Consider the following 14,090-nt stretch of genomic DNA (forward strand, 5'->3'; position numbering starts at 1 on the left):
TGCGTTGAGGCTGTCTTGCTGGGCTGCTGAAGTGCTAATTTGATGCTTTCGGTTGTGCATATTGGGGACCTACCGCTGTACTCTAAATTAATCGGGTAGGTGTCTCAAGTTATATTGGCACAGAGGGATCGCGGAGCTGATTGCCCCATGCTCAACGGATTAATTTTGAGTTAATCACAACTTGTGATTAAATAGTGATGCATGGCAACAAAAATGGAAATTACGCCCTTCCCAGATCGATATATCGGAGAGAAATTTGAATAAAGTCGTACATATCAAGGCATATTTCAAGCCTGTTGGGGAAGTCCAGACCGTTAAGATTCCAACCGGCGAAACGAAAAAAGGCTTTTTCGGAGGCGAGAAGGAGGTGTTCGAAAAGCAAAAGCAATGGATTCAAACTGGCTATTCGGATCGTGAAATTGACGGCGAGAGATTGTCACAAGATATCGAGGCAGCCGTTGCACGACTAAATCGGGAAGGTTACGAAGTAGCGACAATCGTGCCCGCAATTTCCGGGCAATACTATTTCAAATACGAGCACAAGCCCGGTGGCGTCAACCACGGAGGCTCAGGCTACGGCTACGGCTATGGATTTAGCTATACGGAGAGCGTCACTATCGTTGGTCGCCGCACGTCCGCATCCTCCGCATGATATTTTTGGCCACCTAGGAAGCGCGAGGAAGTAACCGCCGAGTACCTAGTTACGACTGCAGTTTCGGGCATTGGTTCTGAATGGGGTAAAACTGATCCGTATCAAGGCCCCCAAAAACGCTGGATGCTACTGGACAGTGGGAGCCGTCAGAATACAAAAAAGCCGCTGTAGCAGGGGCTAAAGCGGCTTTTTCTGGACGTCTGCGGATTTGCTGAGACTGCCCAATTTGAATCCTTGGCGAGAGGGGGATTCCTATCATCGCGATGAGCCGCAGTGGTACTGGGTTTAGTACCAATTCGATATGTAATTTACCCTCATAAGTACCCCTAAAAATTATCGCTTAAACAATATTTTTCAAATACTCCACTAACCAAAATTTTCTCAGGTTGTCATTAAAAAAAGCCATCGATTGGACGCCGGAGGATTTTTCGACAAGCTCATCTATGAGTGTAACCATGCCGATGAACACTAATTCAAGGCAGCGATTACACGACAAGCACATTGGCCCTTCACAATGACAGACATATCGGCGATGTTGATTCCAAAATTGCAAATAGAAAACCCAAGCCTACCGAAAAGCCGTATGCTACAAAAAATACACCATTAGGAAAATTTCTCTATGCGTCGTTTATAAGGCCCTTTTCATATTTTCCGCCTTGCTTACTGAAACGCTTCACCAGATGGAAATTATCACCGTCCTTAAGTGAATCTGGCAAATCGTTGTCCACGATAATAATTTGGCACTTTCTGCCCTCCTTAGCCGAATTATTCACAACACTAACTATTTGATTGAATATATTTTCGTAAAGTTTCGGATCGGAGACTTCAGTATTATCATCATCAGAACGGTGCCGTCCAATATTCTGTCCGGGCGTATCAATCATTAAAAATGTTGGAAGATTGCAAGCATGCTTCAACAAATACTGCAACCTGGTAACGAATAATGCTATTGAAGTTATTGTTCTAACTCCACCAGAAGATGTGTTGTAATAAGAAATCCCCCTAAAATATCCAATAAACTTCTTATCCAAGAATACGTCGTGGACTTTTTGCAGGCCACTTTTTTGCAAATGTAAACTAAATAATCCCGTAAGCTCATCTATCACGGCATCCAGCCCTATAAGTCCATCTCTAATAATTTTTATCGCTCTCCGCAATTTTTCAATCATTAAAGATTTGACCTCTAATTTCGTACCGATATCAACAAACTTGTTATAAATTGACAAATTCCTCTCGGCTTCTGCAAGAGTGATTTTTAGCAGACTCCTCGCATCCTCAATTGCTTGGATAGAGGTTAATAATGGAGAAATACTTGCCAAGTTATTTTCATCAAAACTACGACTGGCTTCAGTTAAAGTTCTCTGCAGTTTTTCTTTCTGCGAAATTAATTTTTTCTGCTCATCACGCAGCTCAGTGAGGACCGTTTGTATACCTGCGTTCCGGTTTTTCAACGATCGAAGTTGGTTGTCAATATCAATGTCGTCAATTGCAGGTGAAGTGACTTCAATTTCTGTTTGACACAGAGGACAGGGGATATGGTCATTCTTAGATCTATTTACTGAAATAATGGAACGTGAAATCTTGGATAGCTTCAACGCATCGATATCGAATCGATAGGTATTACTAAGCTTTGCGTAGTTGCCATATTGAGAATCGATTTCTTTTAGACGGGCATCTATTCCATTCACCTCGATTCTAATCCCTTTTATTGCGTTGGAAATTTCTGCGCCCACATCATTGGAAAGAACAAAGTCCTCTTTTAAATCCCTTAGCCCGTCATCCAACTCTGCCATTCTCGCTTCGTAATTCTCAGCCTCTTCGCGGACGCTTTCAAAGTTATTAACATCAATCTTGACGTCACCCAAAAATTTCTTTATAAACCGCTCGTTCTTTTCCAGTTCATTATATTCAGCGCTCTCACGAGCAAGCTCTGATTGCAGCCCTGTCAACTTATCATCATATATATTAAAAACAAACTTTTGAATCTCAACGTTTTTATTGAATACCGCAGGTGACTGATAATTCAGAAGAGCATCGGAACCAACCCTAGTCTGCTTTAAATACATCAACTTCATTAAGTCCCTAAAGCTGAGCCTATCTGATGAGGAGTCTTCGCGTATGCGAGATTCCTTAATTGAAACTCTGGCTATACCAAGATGTTCGAGAATAAAATCGGAAATCCAACCATCAGGGGCTGAATCATCTTCTGGCGATGCAGCTAGAAGAAGCGGGAAATGTGTACTTCTTTCCTCGAAAAAACCTGTATACAAACGAATCGGGGAACTTGCTGACAAAATATCACGTTCAAACGTAAAAACTTTTCCATTTAAACTTACTTCCAAGAAAACTATTCTCCCGTTTGCTTTCATTTCGCCATACAGGAGATTGTCATTCTTTCCACCAAGACAGTAATCGATCAAATTAAGAATACTGGATTTTCCGGAATCCATGTCTCCCCAAACCAAATTCAATCCTTCCTCAAACTTTGCTGTGTACTGTTTAATCGCTCCTTGGATAATTAAGCGTTGCACAATCAAATAAGGACTAATTTCCATCAAAATCTCCCAAGGACGGCGTTAGATAATATGTTTAAGGACTTACCGAGGAGTGGTTGAAGCAAGTCTATCTCTTTTTCCCATCGCTGGGACAGGTAATTATCCAACGATAATTTATCTTCACTTCCGATTAATAGTATCTCACCATCTATTTTTCTAAATTCCAAATATTTTTCAGAGATAAGTAGCACGCAGGTTTGACAAAAATCACCAATATCCTGTGCGCCACCAAATTCCAAATTATTTTGGTACAAAAGCTCTTCTAAATTCAAGGAAGGCTCAGCCCGGCCAAAATGCACTAAAATACGTTGGAGCAGTGGTGGATTACATAGTAAGAAATCTACCAATGCGGCCTTGTGCAAGGGCACGCCACCTTTAAACTTAGCATTTCTAGAGAGATTATTTACAACATTCCAACGTCGAAAAGTCTTCAAATAAAACTCATCTCTATAGTCGATCAAACTAAACGGGTTCATAGCGTTCCTGTTTCAATCGCATTAAAATCAGTCTGATCACCCCAAATTACATCGTCGCGCATATTGTTTGCCAGTTGGTGCAGAAGCCCTTTTTTATGCAAAAAATTCAAGTAGCTAGCCGTTGATTTTAATACAGCATCATCTTGAGCTGTTATTTCAGCATGAACTTCTGCAAAAATCTCATTAGACGATAGGTTCTTACCATTGCACGAATTATATTTTTGCTTATAAAGACTTAATACTTTACCTTGAAGACTGATCAACTCAGCTGCATCCTTTTTGTTCGCAGCCTTAGATATAATTTCTGCGTTAAAGAAGCAATCTTTCGCATCCGCCACACCCATTTTTCCAATATCGCAAACAATCATTTTTAACACAAAAATTTCCTTATCATAATCAGGCATAGATGTGAGTAAGGCCCCATTAGATAACGAATTCATGAGTTTATTATAAGAAATATCTTTTAAAAATTTCTTGACTGCCACATAAGACAAGTCTGCCATTGAAAGCGGTTTACAAATCGACGTGTGGTCATGATCTACCGTTGCGCGGCCTGCTTTGGAAACTGTAAATGGCAAAGCACTCTCTTTCACAACACATTCATCATGTAGCGCTATCATGTAGAGTGTCGGCGGCAGATTCTGCTTTTGCTCAATCCAGCGATTGTTCAATGCATCACAGTACTCAGAAAGGGGAACTAATTCCCGTGCATTTACATTGTTTGCAGGCCCTAAAATTAAAGAACTAAGCGACCCTTTATGCGGCACAGAAATTGAAACATATCCGCTAGGTTTGGGGCCGTGTCCAGGTTCATAATTGAGAATATGATCTTTAGCTATTAGTCCACCCATGCTATGAGAAATAAGAATAACATCATCGAATTCTCCTAGTTGCAAATCGAGAAAGGTAGCTAACTGCTCGCTTAGTTGAGCTATCGGCTTATTCACCCTAACTCGGCCCGTTATCCCTGGAATGCGATTAATTAAAGGAATAACATTCAGTACCTTCTGAATCTTTGCCGTGGTAAAAAAATCTAACAATTTCGTAAAATATGTGAACTCAAAAAATTGATAATCAGTATTGAGCTCAGGGTCTTGTGCTAGCAGCTCTGAAAATTTCAAGCCTCCGCCCCCTTTCCAGGTTTCTTCGCCACCTGTAAACCCATGGACAAACACAACTGCTGTTTTCATTTTTCCCTCTAGTATTTTTTGATGTGGCAACATTTTCCTCTTCAGCTTACATGATTGCAAATTAGAAATTCTATCAAAATGTCACTTTTTAGAAAAAAGCTTCATTCATTTAAAAATGTCAAAAACACATATATACCTTAAAGGCAATTTTCAAGGTAACTGCTATTAACCAATACAAGAATTCCACAGGGCTAAAGTAACGCAGCAAAAATATTGCCACTTGGAAATTCAGCCGTGTGGTTTAACTCAGTTAGCACCCGAGGTATATTGAAGTAATCTGCTCACGGCCATGCCCCATCTCCTCCGACAGTAGCAAACGCGCCGAGAGATCACACTGCCTTTGCTCTGGCGCCAATTGAGATGATCGGGGGCCGCCTCGCGCCTGGCATTGCCAGCCGGTGAGCTGGTAGTAGCGTTCCTGCGCGTAGTTGTGGCGCAGTCCATGAACGCCATGGATGCCTGCCTTATCGCATTGCGCTCGAAAGCGCTGAAGCTGATCGCGGTAGCTCAGGTTAGACGGAATGAGACTACCGCCAGTTGCAGGCCGCTTGGCTTCATTGAGCACGGTGCGTTGTTCAGGCGTGCGGATGGCGATCTCGCGATACTTGCCACCCTTGGTCCACGTGTCCTTGAGCTTCAGTCGATCACCGGCATCGGCCCACGCGGGAACGATCTTGATGCTCTCCTCGCGCCGCAAACCAAAAGCGGACTGCAGCAGCAGAGACATGACCGTGTAGGCATCCGTGATTTTCGCCAAGCGCGCATCGTCAAGCACCTTAGCCTTGGAGATATTGGTGACAAAGGTGCGCTTGTCGATGTCGTAGCTGCCGTTGTCGCGCGCGATGATGTTGTCCTTGCCGATCTTCTGCGCCCACCATCGCATGGCGCTCATGCGGTTCTTCATCGTGCCGGCGCTGACGCCATCAGCCTTCCACTGCTGCACCAGCGCGTCCACATGCTTGGGACGCAGACTGTCAGCATTCATATGGCGATATCCAAGATCGTGCAACTGGTTCGCCACGTGCGAAAGTATCCGAGCGCGGTCGGACTGCGTGGCGTAGCTGCCATCGCGATTGCGGTCGCACAGTTGCTTGAGTTGATAGTTCAAGTCGCGCATCGCATGTTCCTAAAATCAAACTTGGTGTGCTCGAGTCAGGTGAGTGTTTCTGGCCACCGTGCTTGCCGCAGCAAGGACGGTTTGTAAAGGCCCCGGGACACCACTCCCATGTATGCGGCATGTTCACTGCTTGCCCGCGCCGCATGCGCGTATGGCGCCGCGATCCGCTCCTTGTAGAAGCCTGATCGCGGTGGGACCAGTTACCCAGGGTCCATGGGGTGTGCCTCGCACACGTTGTCGGCCCACGAGGGGCAAGGTTGGCAAGCAGCGTTCTGCTGCGCTGATAGCGGTAGATCCGCTGTCACTGGCCGCCGTCACTGAGAAAACAGCGGCGCAGCCCATATAGCGCTTAGTTGCTAGCGCGTCGTCACTGGCAGCAGGCCGCCAGTAACGACGCGCGGTTTGCGCCGCGGACAAGGGCGGCGCATAGGACATGCACGCGGCGGCAGATCGCCGCGTGAGGTGGTGACAGTGCGTGAATGCGCACAATGTGGCGCGCATCGCCCTCTGGGAGCAGACGCGCAATCGGGACGCAACCCGCCATGGGCTGGTCACAGGCTCGCTCAAAGGCGAAGCCAATCTAAAAACGAATGTGGAGACTAAGGGCGCGTGACGAGCGCTACGCCTGGCGCAATGCCAAGTTGCGCGAAGGACGATTCCTTCGCGTCGAAAAGCATATTGTCCTCTATCTGGCGTCTCACCGGCATCACTGACTTAAATTTCTCTTCGATTTATTTGTCGACAAAGCTAGCTAAGAATCGACGCCGAAAACGGGCCAATTTCGCACCGCACTTACGCGGGAATCGGAGGACAGTGCGGCCATCAAAAGGGCATTGGAGGAAATCATAAAACGATCCCCCGACCCCGCACCGCACCGCACCGCACGAATGATCCGCCTACCGGACGTGACGGAAATCTACGGACTGTCGCGCAGCATCGCCTACGCCAAGCGCGGCGCATTCCCGGCACAGGTCAAGCTAACCAAGCACGCGTCGGCGTGGGTTCAGGAAGGGGGGCTGCCTGAGCGACGGCTCATCCTCTCGATTAACAGCGCCCAGCTACCAAATAAATATTGCAGAAAGAATCGCTGCAGGTCGTGCCATGCTGGAGCCGCTGTGCAATTGTGCGACAAAAATGTACAGGTGTGACATTTCAATAGTATTCCCGTATGGAAACTATGTACGATGCTATTGATCCGTAAAGTAGCCGTCAATGGAGATCCCAATTGTTCAGTTGACGGGGCAATGTCCTGCAACGGCGCTATCCAAGAGAGCCAAACATGAAATATGCACTTTCCCTCGCTTTTATGAGCCTACTCATGGCAAGTGCCGTTGGGCAGGACGCTCCGCCCGCTCTTTCGCGCCCCCTGCCGACATTACAGCACCTTCGTGATGTCGACATTTCAACTTTCTGGCATAAGGCGATAATCCGACAATTGGCCTTCAGCCCGAACTCCAAGTATTTGGCGATTAAGCTAGATCCAATGCTAGGTACAACTGACGTGACGATCATTGAAATACGGACGGGAAAAAAAATATCGACCATGCATTCACCCGAGTACTTAGGGATGTCGCGTGATGAAAAATTGCAATGGTTAGACAATGAAATTGTATTCCTTGGCTCACGATATCGATGGAATGCATTGACAGGAACGCGCCTTACAGATGCTCCAGTTATCGGCTGGCAAGCACTGTTTAATAAAGACCGTTCTAAGCTAGCTACGGTCGAGAATGGCCTTGGTACTCCTTCTTACCTTCACATTTATGACACGAAAAAATGGTCCGATCAAAGAACATATGTCGATGATTTATCCATAGCCACTATGGCTTGGACCTCGGACGGCAACTTAATCATGAGCGTGGGCACCACTCCAAAGGCGATGCGAAAGACTATTGAGGGGTACCAGATATTACAAGGAGCTGACGTTGCCCTACGCTTATTCAACACAAATAATCAAATTTTTACCAAAACTATCTGGTTCCCGGCTCACGCCATCAAAACGGACAAAGGTATTGAATGGAATCCATCAGCTGACTTAACGTTAGGAATTTCTTGCTTCGGCTCAAATAATGCAACGCTCAGCGTCAACAAGTATCTGGACGGACGAACGCTCACTATCAAACAATTCTATACGAATGAGCAAGTTAAATCGAATTCCGTAGCGATGATAGGCGGCCAGGCATGTTCCGCCGATGGACGGTTTCTATTCATTAAAGATGTCAATAGCTTTGATGGTCACCATAAAGCCGCCAACAGCATCATCGATCTGGCTCTAGCGAAGCAAGTTGGCACTTTTCCCGGCGGTGAAGAGGAAATCGCAACTAGCGATGACGGGCGCTTTCTCGCATTTGGTGGTGGAAAAGGTGCATCGATATTTTTCATAAAATAAAGGGCAATTGAAATGACGGTTACCAGCACAGTAACAATAAGCAATCTCGCGACAACTGCACATGCCGCATATGAACCAAACGGAAATCTCGATTTAGGCGCCAACTGGCGAAACATTGACACGAGCTCCTTATCGTCAAGTTTGCAGGCAGCCATGGTAAGCAAAGGTTATTATGGGGTTGCCTCGGTCAATCTCGTTACCGGGGAAGTCGTCATTGGCAATCGCGGTACGATTCTTATCACTCCCAATCTTTCGTCCGATATACAGCTTGGTGTAGGGGTAATCCAGAATGCGCAGGTCGTGGCAAATCGTTTCGCTTTCGAAGCGACGCAGCTAGCCGCCACGCAACTGAACGGCGGCCAAATTACCCACCTATATCTGACTGGACATTCACTTGGTGGCGCAGAGTCCGAAGGCCAGACTGCATATTTAAGTACTCTGATCTCCAAGGGTAAATTGCTGAACACTGATGTTCAGCTTACTAACGTGTCCTTTGATGCTCCTGGAATTGGCCCGCTTTCGCTTACCGGCGACAGCCGACTATATACGAGTTACAACATATCGGCCCAAGGAGATTTGATACATTATGCCGGTGGCGCAGACCTTGCGGGTACGACAGTCGTCGCAGCGCCTTACGGTCCATCACTTGCTTCAACGGCAGGACTACTTGGCGCAGGTGAAGCGCTAAGACTTGGTCCTCTTGGAATTCTTGGCAACTACTTCGTAGCTGATGGGCTATACAACACCGGCGAAGCTCACCGCATTGATCTACTACGCGATGGAATTGCGCAGTCGGCAATTGGAGAGACGAAAGTCACCGACCTGGCCGGCAGCTCGGGGACCCAGATTGCAAATTTGTTGGGCGTGACCAAAACAGAATTTGACCAGATGACTCAGCAGCAAAAGGCCGAGGTCCTGGCGAGGTTGCCCGACCCATCCGCCCCGCCAGTGTACAACCTTAACGGCTATGACCAGTATGGGTTCGATAACGCCGGCTACAATCTGGAGGGGCACGATAAAAATGGCCATCTTGATCCAGCCATATCGAGTATTGGAGGTACAACCCGCACTATTACGTCGCCCGACGGTAGCGTTACGACTGTCATCATCGCCGGAGATGGCTCATACACCGAGACAGTACGAGTTCCGAATGAATCGACAATCATTTCGCACGTAGGCGTCGATGGCACTTTCGACGAGATTACGATGCAGGGTGTCGACGGCGCGACATCCACAGCGACGCGCGCAGCGGATGGCACAACTACTATTGCAAGCCAGAAATCCTATGCCGATGGCAGCAGTATTATTGTCGCCCGGACCATTAATCCCGACGGTTCGACCGAAAAGTCCACGACGATTGTCAAAGCACTCGATGGCAGCAGCACTGCAACGAGTGTCGGTTCGGACGGCGTTACCGTCACAGCAAAGCAGAATATCGATGGCAGTTCGGACAGCTTGGTCACGTATCCCGACGGTCACTCAGTACGCACAAAAGATAACGGTCTTGGTTCAATGATCACCTACACCACCGACGTCAACGGCGAGGTGAATGTGACGGTCAGCGAGCATCCTGGCAACTCGACTGTTGACGAAATCACGCCTCAGGGCGAACACATTCATGTATGGACACGATGGGATGGTGCACATGGACAAACAATTGTCGATGCCCTCGGCAACTTAACAGAGTCATCTAGCGTTAACCTCACTCATCGGTGGTTTGACGGGACGGAACTGGTGATACCGGACGCCGTGCATCCAAGTGGAGTTCCGTATCAGATGGAACTCTCTTATTCTCACACTCTGAAGACTGACGGTAGCGAAACCTGGACGCTTGCGGAAAAAGAGAGTTCCATCTTCGGTGTCGGAACTACGACCGTGCATTTAGCTAAGGCCAATGGCGTGTACGTGCAAGCGCAATTTGACTATGACGGTCCCCCGCCTCTCCCCCCCACGACTATATTCCTGCGTGCGGGTGGGACGATCGATTGGCCCCGGATGGAGCAGAGTGCTCCAGTGGACCGCCAGTACGATCCATTCAATAATTTTTATCAGATGGTGAAATATGTCAGCCTATACGGAGCGGTCGGTTCTGAACATCAAGAGCAGCCCGATTGGACTTCGGACACTTCGCTCGTGTCCGCGCAATCGGCCGTGCTCTCAGATGCCATGCTGGACGTCAAACTGACTGGATCGGATGCACTCAGCGTTATGGGTAATAACCATGACAACCTGATCATCGCAAATAACGGCAATGATACGATTGACGGGGGTGGAGGTAACGATACGTTAATCGGAGGCAATGGACAAGACGTCTTCACCGCGTTGGCAATAGACGGAAAGAATGACAAAATCATCGCCGGCAAAGGCGGCTCCCAATTTTTAGTCAATACCGGCAAGGGTGTCGCGCATATTGAAAAGAGCTTGGCCACAGATAAGATTGTATTTGGGTCTGGGATGACCGCCAGCGATGTGACCGCACACACATTTACAAATTCTGCGGGCGCGACGGTGGTGCAACTCAGTACCGTCAGCGGAGGAAATATTTATGTTGAGGCAAACTCAGCTACGGGTTTGCTTCAAGGGGTAGAGTTTTCAGATGGCAGTCACACCACTCTCAGCTCATTGCTGGTCCGGTCTGATCCTGGAAAGTCTGTCGCATTCTCGGCAGTCGGAGGTGTCATGGCGCCTGGCGTGGTAGAGCTGACGCTAACTGGTACAGCTTCGGTGCAAGCTCAGGGCAACGACCTCGACAACATAATTCGCGCCAATAGCGGCGACGACATTCTGATTGCTGGCCGAGGCTATACCACATTGGTATCTGGCATAGGTACGAATACTTTGATCGGCGGTGATAACCTATCATCGCACGGCAAAACAACATTCCACATCGATCGTGGGAATGGCCAGACAACGATTAGCGGTAGCAGTTTTGGAGATGTGCTGCAGTTTGGCGTCGGCATCCGTCCCGAAGATGTGCACGCAGGCGCGCCAGTGACATCTTGGGATGGCTCATCAACCACCATTCAGGTTTGGCTTCTCAGCGGCGAGCAAGTCGTTCTGAATGTCGGTAAGCAAAATCACGTGCTGGATAAAATTCAATTTTCTGACGGTGCCAGTATCTCGCTGCTCGACGCACAACACCAGACACCACACAGCATAGCAAGTACCGTAAATGTTGGAGATGGCGTGCTCGACTATCATGTCAGCGGAACTGGGGACATCATTGTCACGGCCAACAACAACGATTTGGTTGTGACGGGAAATGCAGCAGACGATACCTTTATTGGAGGTACCGGCAACGCCACGTTCATTGGCGCTGGCGCTGCGGGGACAGTGACGACATTCGTTGCAGGTCGCGGTACCACAGTGATGGTGGCATCCGACAACGAGCACGCCTATAACGCTGTGAATATCAATCAAAACAGTGGCGATGTCATCATCAAGAACGCATCGCGTGATTCATGGATCAATTTTGGCGATAACATACGCCGTGCCGATGTTGCCGCGCATGCGTTTCTTGCCAACGATGGTTCAAACGCTATTCGGTTGTCTTTGTCCAACGGACACACAGTGACCATCCAAGACAGTAATGGCGCATCATTATTGAGAGATGTGAGCTTTAATGGAGATGCATCGACATCGAGTGCGATCAGCGATCTGTTGGCTGGTACAGATGGGCTGGCGACTACGGCAACCGGCAGCGTAGATGGGGTAGTTCCCTGGGGCATCCTTCGTTACACTCTAACCGGCAATCAAGATCTGACCGTCACAGGCAACGGACTGAACGAAGTTATAGTTGGGAACGCCGGCAATGACACCCTCATTTCCGGTTCAGGCAAAGACGTGCTCGTGGCCGGTACCGGCACTAGTCTCCTCGTGCATGGCAAGCAATCAATATCCACCATTTTCGAGATTGATGCCAATAGCGGGAATACCGTGATTCAAAGCATGCAAGGCGACACATTACAACTTGGCGAAGGGTTGACAATTGACGATGTTACCGCTCAAGTGAGAATTTCGAACATCACCGGTAGCGCCGCATCGGCCTTACTCTTCATGAAGTCGGGCGCGGTGATTCAAGTTTACAGTGTCGATCCAGCAATCAGCGGGCCTTTGGATTATCTGCATTTTTCTGACGGAACGACTACGTCCATTGCAAGTCTGCCGGGCCCATCATCGGGTACAGACGTATTTACGTCGGCTGAAAGCGCCATCTTGCCTGACAACTATCACACGATGGTCGTGACCGGCACAGAGTCTGTAACCGCGACGGGTAATGCTAGCCACAGTGTCCTGATTGCGAACAATGCTGGCGATACCCTCATCGCAGGAACCGGCAGCGCTACGCTTGTCGGCGGCGCGGGCGCTGATCATTTCATCGTCAACAATTCCAACGTTCTCGTCATAGATCAATATAGTGCAAGTGACGATGTCACTGCTTCCGTAAATTTCAAGCTTTCTGCTGGCATTGCCAATCTGACTGGCTCCGGTACCGAACATTTAGTACTAGCTGGCAATGACAGCATCTTCAGTACAGTAGTTGCAAATGACGCTGGCGATACCTTGGTAGCAGGCGCCGGAGGTGCCCGACTGGTTGGGGGGCACGGACTGGGCGCGGACCGGTTTATAGGCGGCCTCGGCGATAACGATTTTGTCGTCAGCAATAAAGATTCGGTTGTAGAGGCGAATAGCGATGCCTTAAGTAATACAGTACACGTCAGCGTTGACTACTCCATGCCGACCAATGCTACAGCGATGTTCGGGATTGGTGATAATACTTTAACCCTACGAGGGAATGATCAGTCGAACTTCATCATCACAAACAATGCCGGCGCCACCGTATACGCAGGATCAGGGATCTCGGTGGTGGAGTCTCTTAGCGATGGAATATCGACTTTAATCGGCGGCACGGGTGCTGCCGCGTTACTAGCCTCTTTTAATGATACAGTGCTAACGGCAGGCACTGCCGCAACGCTGATCGCTGGCGGTCAAGGCAATGACGTTATTACCCTTGGGGCGTCAGCAAGTGTTCTTGCATACTCTTTGGGCGGCGGGCACGACACGGTTATCGCCGGTAGCGCTAGCCATAATGTCTTATCCCTGGGCGGTGGACTGTCCATAGCGGATATTAACTTCAGCCGCACCGGAGCCGACCTGAAGTTATCATTTGGTGGCGAAGATTCCGTCTTACTTCAAAATTGGTATGCGGGCTCATCCAATCAGGCATTTGATAAATTGCAATTGATCGAACAGGCCAGTACCGATTTCGCGCCGGACGGCAACGACCCGGTGACGTCCAGCAATGTAGCCGTTTTCGATTTCGCCAGCTTGGTGCACACGTTTGACGCGTTCAATGCACAGAACCCGAATGCGGGCAATTGGTCGGCAGCGAGCGCATTGCCGGCGTTATTAATCGATCACAGCGCAGATGCTGCCTATGGAGGGGACCTCGCGTTTTACTTGGGCATAAACCAGCAACTCGCAGGAATGGACCTGCAAGCCGCATATGCAGCGGTAGGTGACCATGACTTTGCTATTCATCTTCAGCAAATTCATGATTGGGACAGCATTAGCTGGCATGGTTCGTTGCAACTGATCTGACCGTTTACGTATGGTGGTTGTTGGAGTGACATGTTGCCTTCAACCACCCAGATCGCTTGCTCGGTTTAAATTGAAAAACAGGATCGGGGTGGAGCCGCCAGTTTTCTAAC

The 14,090-nt window shown here is 48.4% G+C and carries 8 protein-coding genes; 4 read left to right on the forward strand and 4 right to left on the reverse strand.

The window, feature by feature from the left end:
- Positions 1-256 precede the first annotated feature (256 nt).
- Entirely contained in the window at positions 257-652 is a 396-nt protein-coding gene (locus KVP70_RS28565; RefSeq protein ID WP_217945785.1) for a hypothetical protein, read from the forward strand.
- Between the two features lie 617 nt (positions 653-1,269).
- Here the strand turns inward: KVP70_RS28565 and KVP70_RS28570 are convergent.
- From KVP70_RS28570 to KVP70_RS28585, 4 genes are all read right to left on the reverse strand, one after another.
- Entirely contained in the window at positions 1,270-3,207 is a 1,938-nt protein-coding gene (locus tag KVP70_RS28570; protein ID WP_217945786.1) for a coiled-coil domain-containing protein, read from the reverse strand.
- Positions 3,207-3,683: a hypothetical protein gene (locus KVP70_RS28575; protein WP_217945787.1), complete on the reverse strand. Its 477-nt coding sequence runs from the start codon at positions 3,681-3,683 to the stop codon at positions 3,207-3,209. The genes KVP70_RS28570 and KVP70_RS28575 overlap by 1 nt, the downstream gene beginning before the upstream one ends.
- On the reverse strand, positions 3,680-4,906 hold the full coding sequence (locus KVP70_RS28580; RefSeq protein WP_217945788.1) for an ABC-three component system protein: 1,227 nt from the start codon (positions 4,904-4,906) through the stop codon (positions 3,680-3,682). Before KVP70_RS28580 ends, KVP70_RS28575 begins: the two co-directional genes overlap by 4 nt.
- Before the next feature lie 217 nt (positions 4,907-5,123).
- Entirely contained in the window at positions 5,124-5,990 is an 867-nt protein-coding gene (locus KVP70_RS28585; RefSeq protein WP_217945789.1) for a phage integrase N-terminal domain-containing protein, read from the reverse strand.
- An 887-nt stretch (positions 5,991-6,877) separates the two neighbouring features.
- Between KVP70_RS28585 and KVP70_RS28590 the strand changes: the two genes are divergently transcribed.
- From KVP70_RS28590 to KVP70_RS28600, 3 genes are all read left to right on the forward strand, one after another.
- Positions 6,878-7,138 carry a helix-turn-helix transcriptional regulator gene (locus tag KVP70_RS28590; RefSeq protein ID WP_217945790.1) on the forward strand — a complete coding sequence of 87 codons (261 nt, stop codon included), beginning with the start codon at positions 6,878-6,880 and terminating at the stop codon, positions 7,136-7,138.
- A 131-nt stretch (positions 7,139-7,269) separates the two neighbouring features.
- Complete coding sequence (locus KVP70_RS28595) at positions 7,270-8,379, forward strand: WD40 repeat domain-containing protein (protein ID WP_217945791.1); 1,110 nt, start codon at positions 7,270-7,272, stop codon at positions 8,377-8,379.
- A 12-nt stretch (positions 8,380-8,391) separates the two neighbouring features.
- Positions 8,392-13,980, forward strand: a complete 5,589-nt coding sequence (locus KVP70_RS28600; RefSeq protein ID WP_217945792.1) for a beta strand repeat-containing protein — start codon at positions 8,392-8,394, stop codon at positions 13,978-13,980.
- Positions 13,981-14,090 lie beyond the last annotated feature (110 nt).

It is taken from the genome of Duganella violaceipulchra (assembly GCF_019166075.1).
Taxonomy (GTDB): domain Bacteria; phylum Pseudomonadota; class Gammaproteobacteria; order Burkholderiales; family Burkholderiaceae_D; genus Rugamonas; species Rugamonas violaceipulchra.

Bases quoted from the DNA above. Each gene is read 5' to 3' on its own strand.
- KVP70_RS28580 (WP_217945788.1), bottom strand. From the start codon at position 4,906: ATGTTGCCACATCAAAAAATACTAGAGGGAAAAATGAAAACAGCAGTT.
- KVP70_RS28590 (WP_217945790.1), top strand. From the start codon at position 6,878: ATGATCCGCCTACCGGACGTGACGGAAATCTACGGACTGTCGCGCAGC.
- KVP70_RS28600 (WP_217945792.1), top strand. From the start codon at position 8,392: ATGACGGTTACCAGCACAGTAACAATAAGCAATCTCGCGACAACTGCA.
- KVP70_RS28570 (WP_217945786.1), bottom strand. From the start codon at position 3,207: ATGGAAATTAGTCCTTATTTGATTGTGCAACGCTTAATTATCCAAGGA.
- KVP70_RS28595 (WP_217945791.1), top strand. From the start codon at position 7,270: ATGAAATATGCACTTTCCCTCGCTTTTATGAGCCTACTCATGGCAAGT.
- KVP70_RS28575 (WP_217945787.1), bottom strand. From the start codon at position 3,683: ATGAACCCGTTTAGTTTGATCGACTATAGAGATGAGTTTTATTTGAAG.
- KVP70_RS28585 (WP_217945789.1), bottom strand. From the start codon at position 5,990: ATGCGCGACTTGAACTATCAACTCAAGCAACTGTGCGACCGCAATCGC.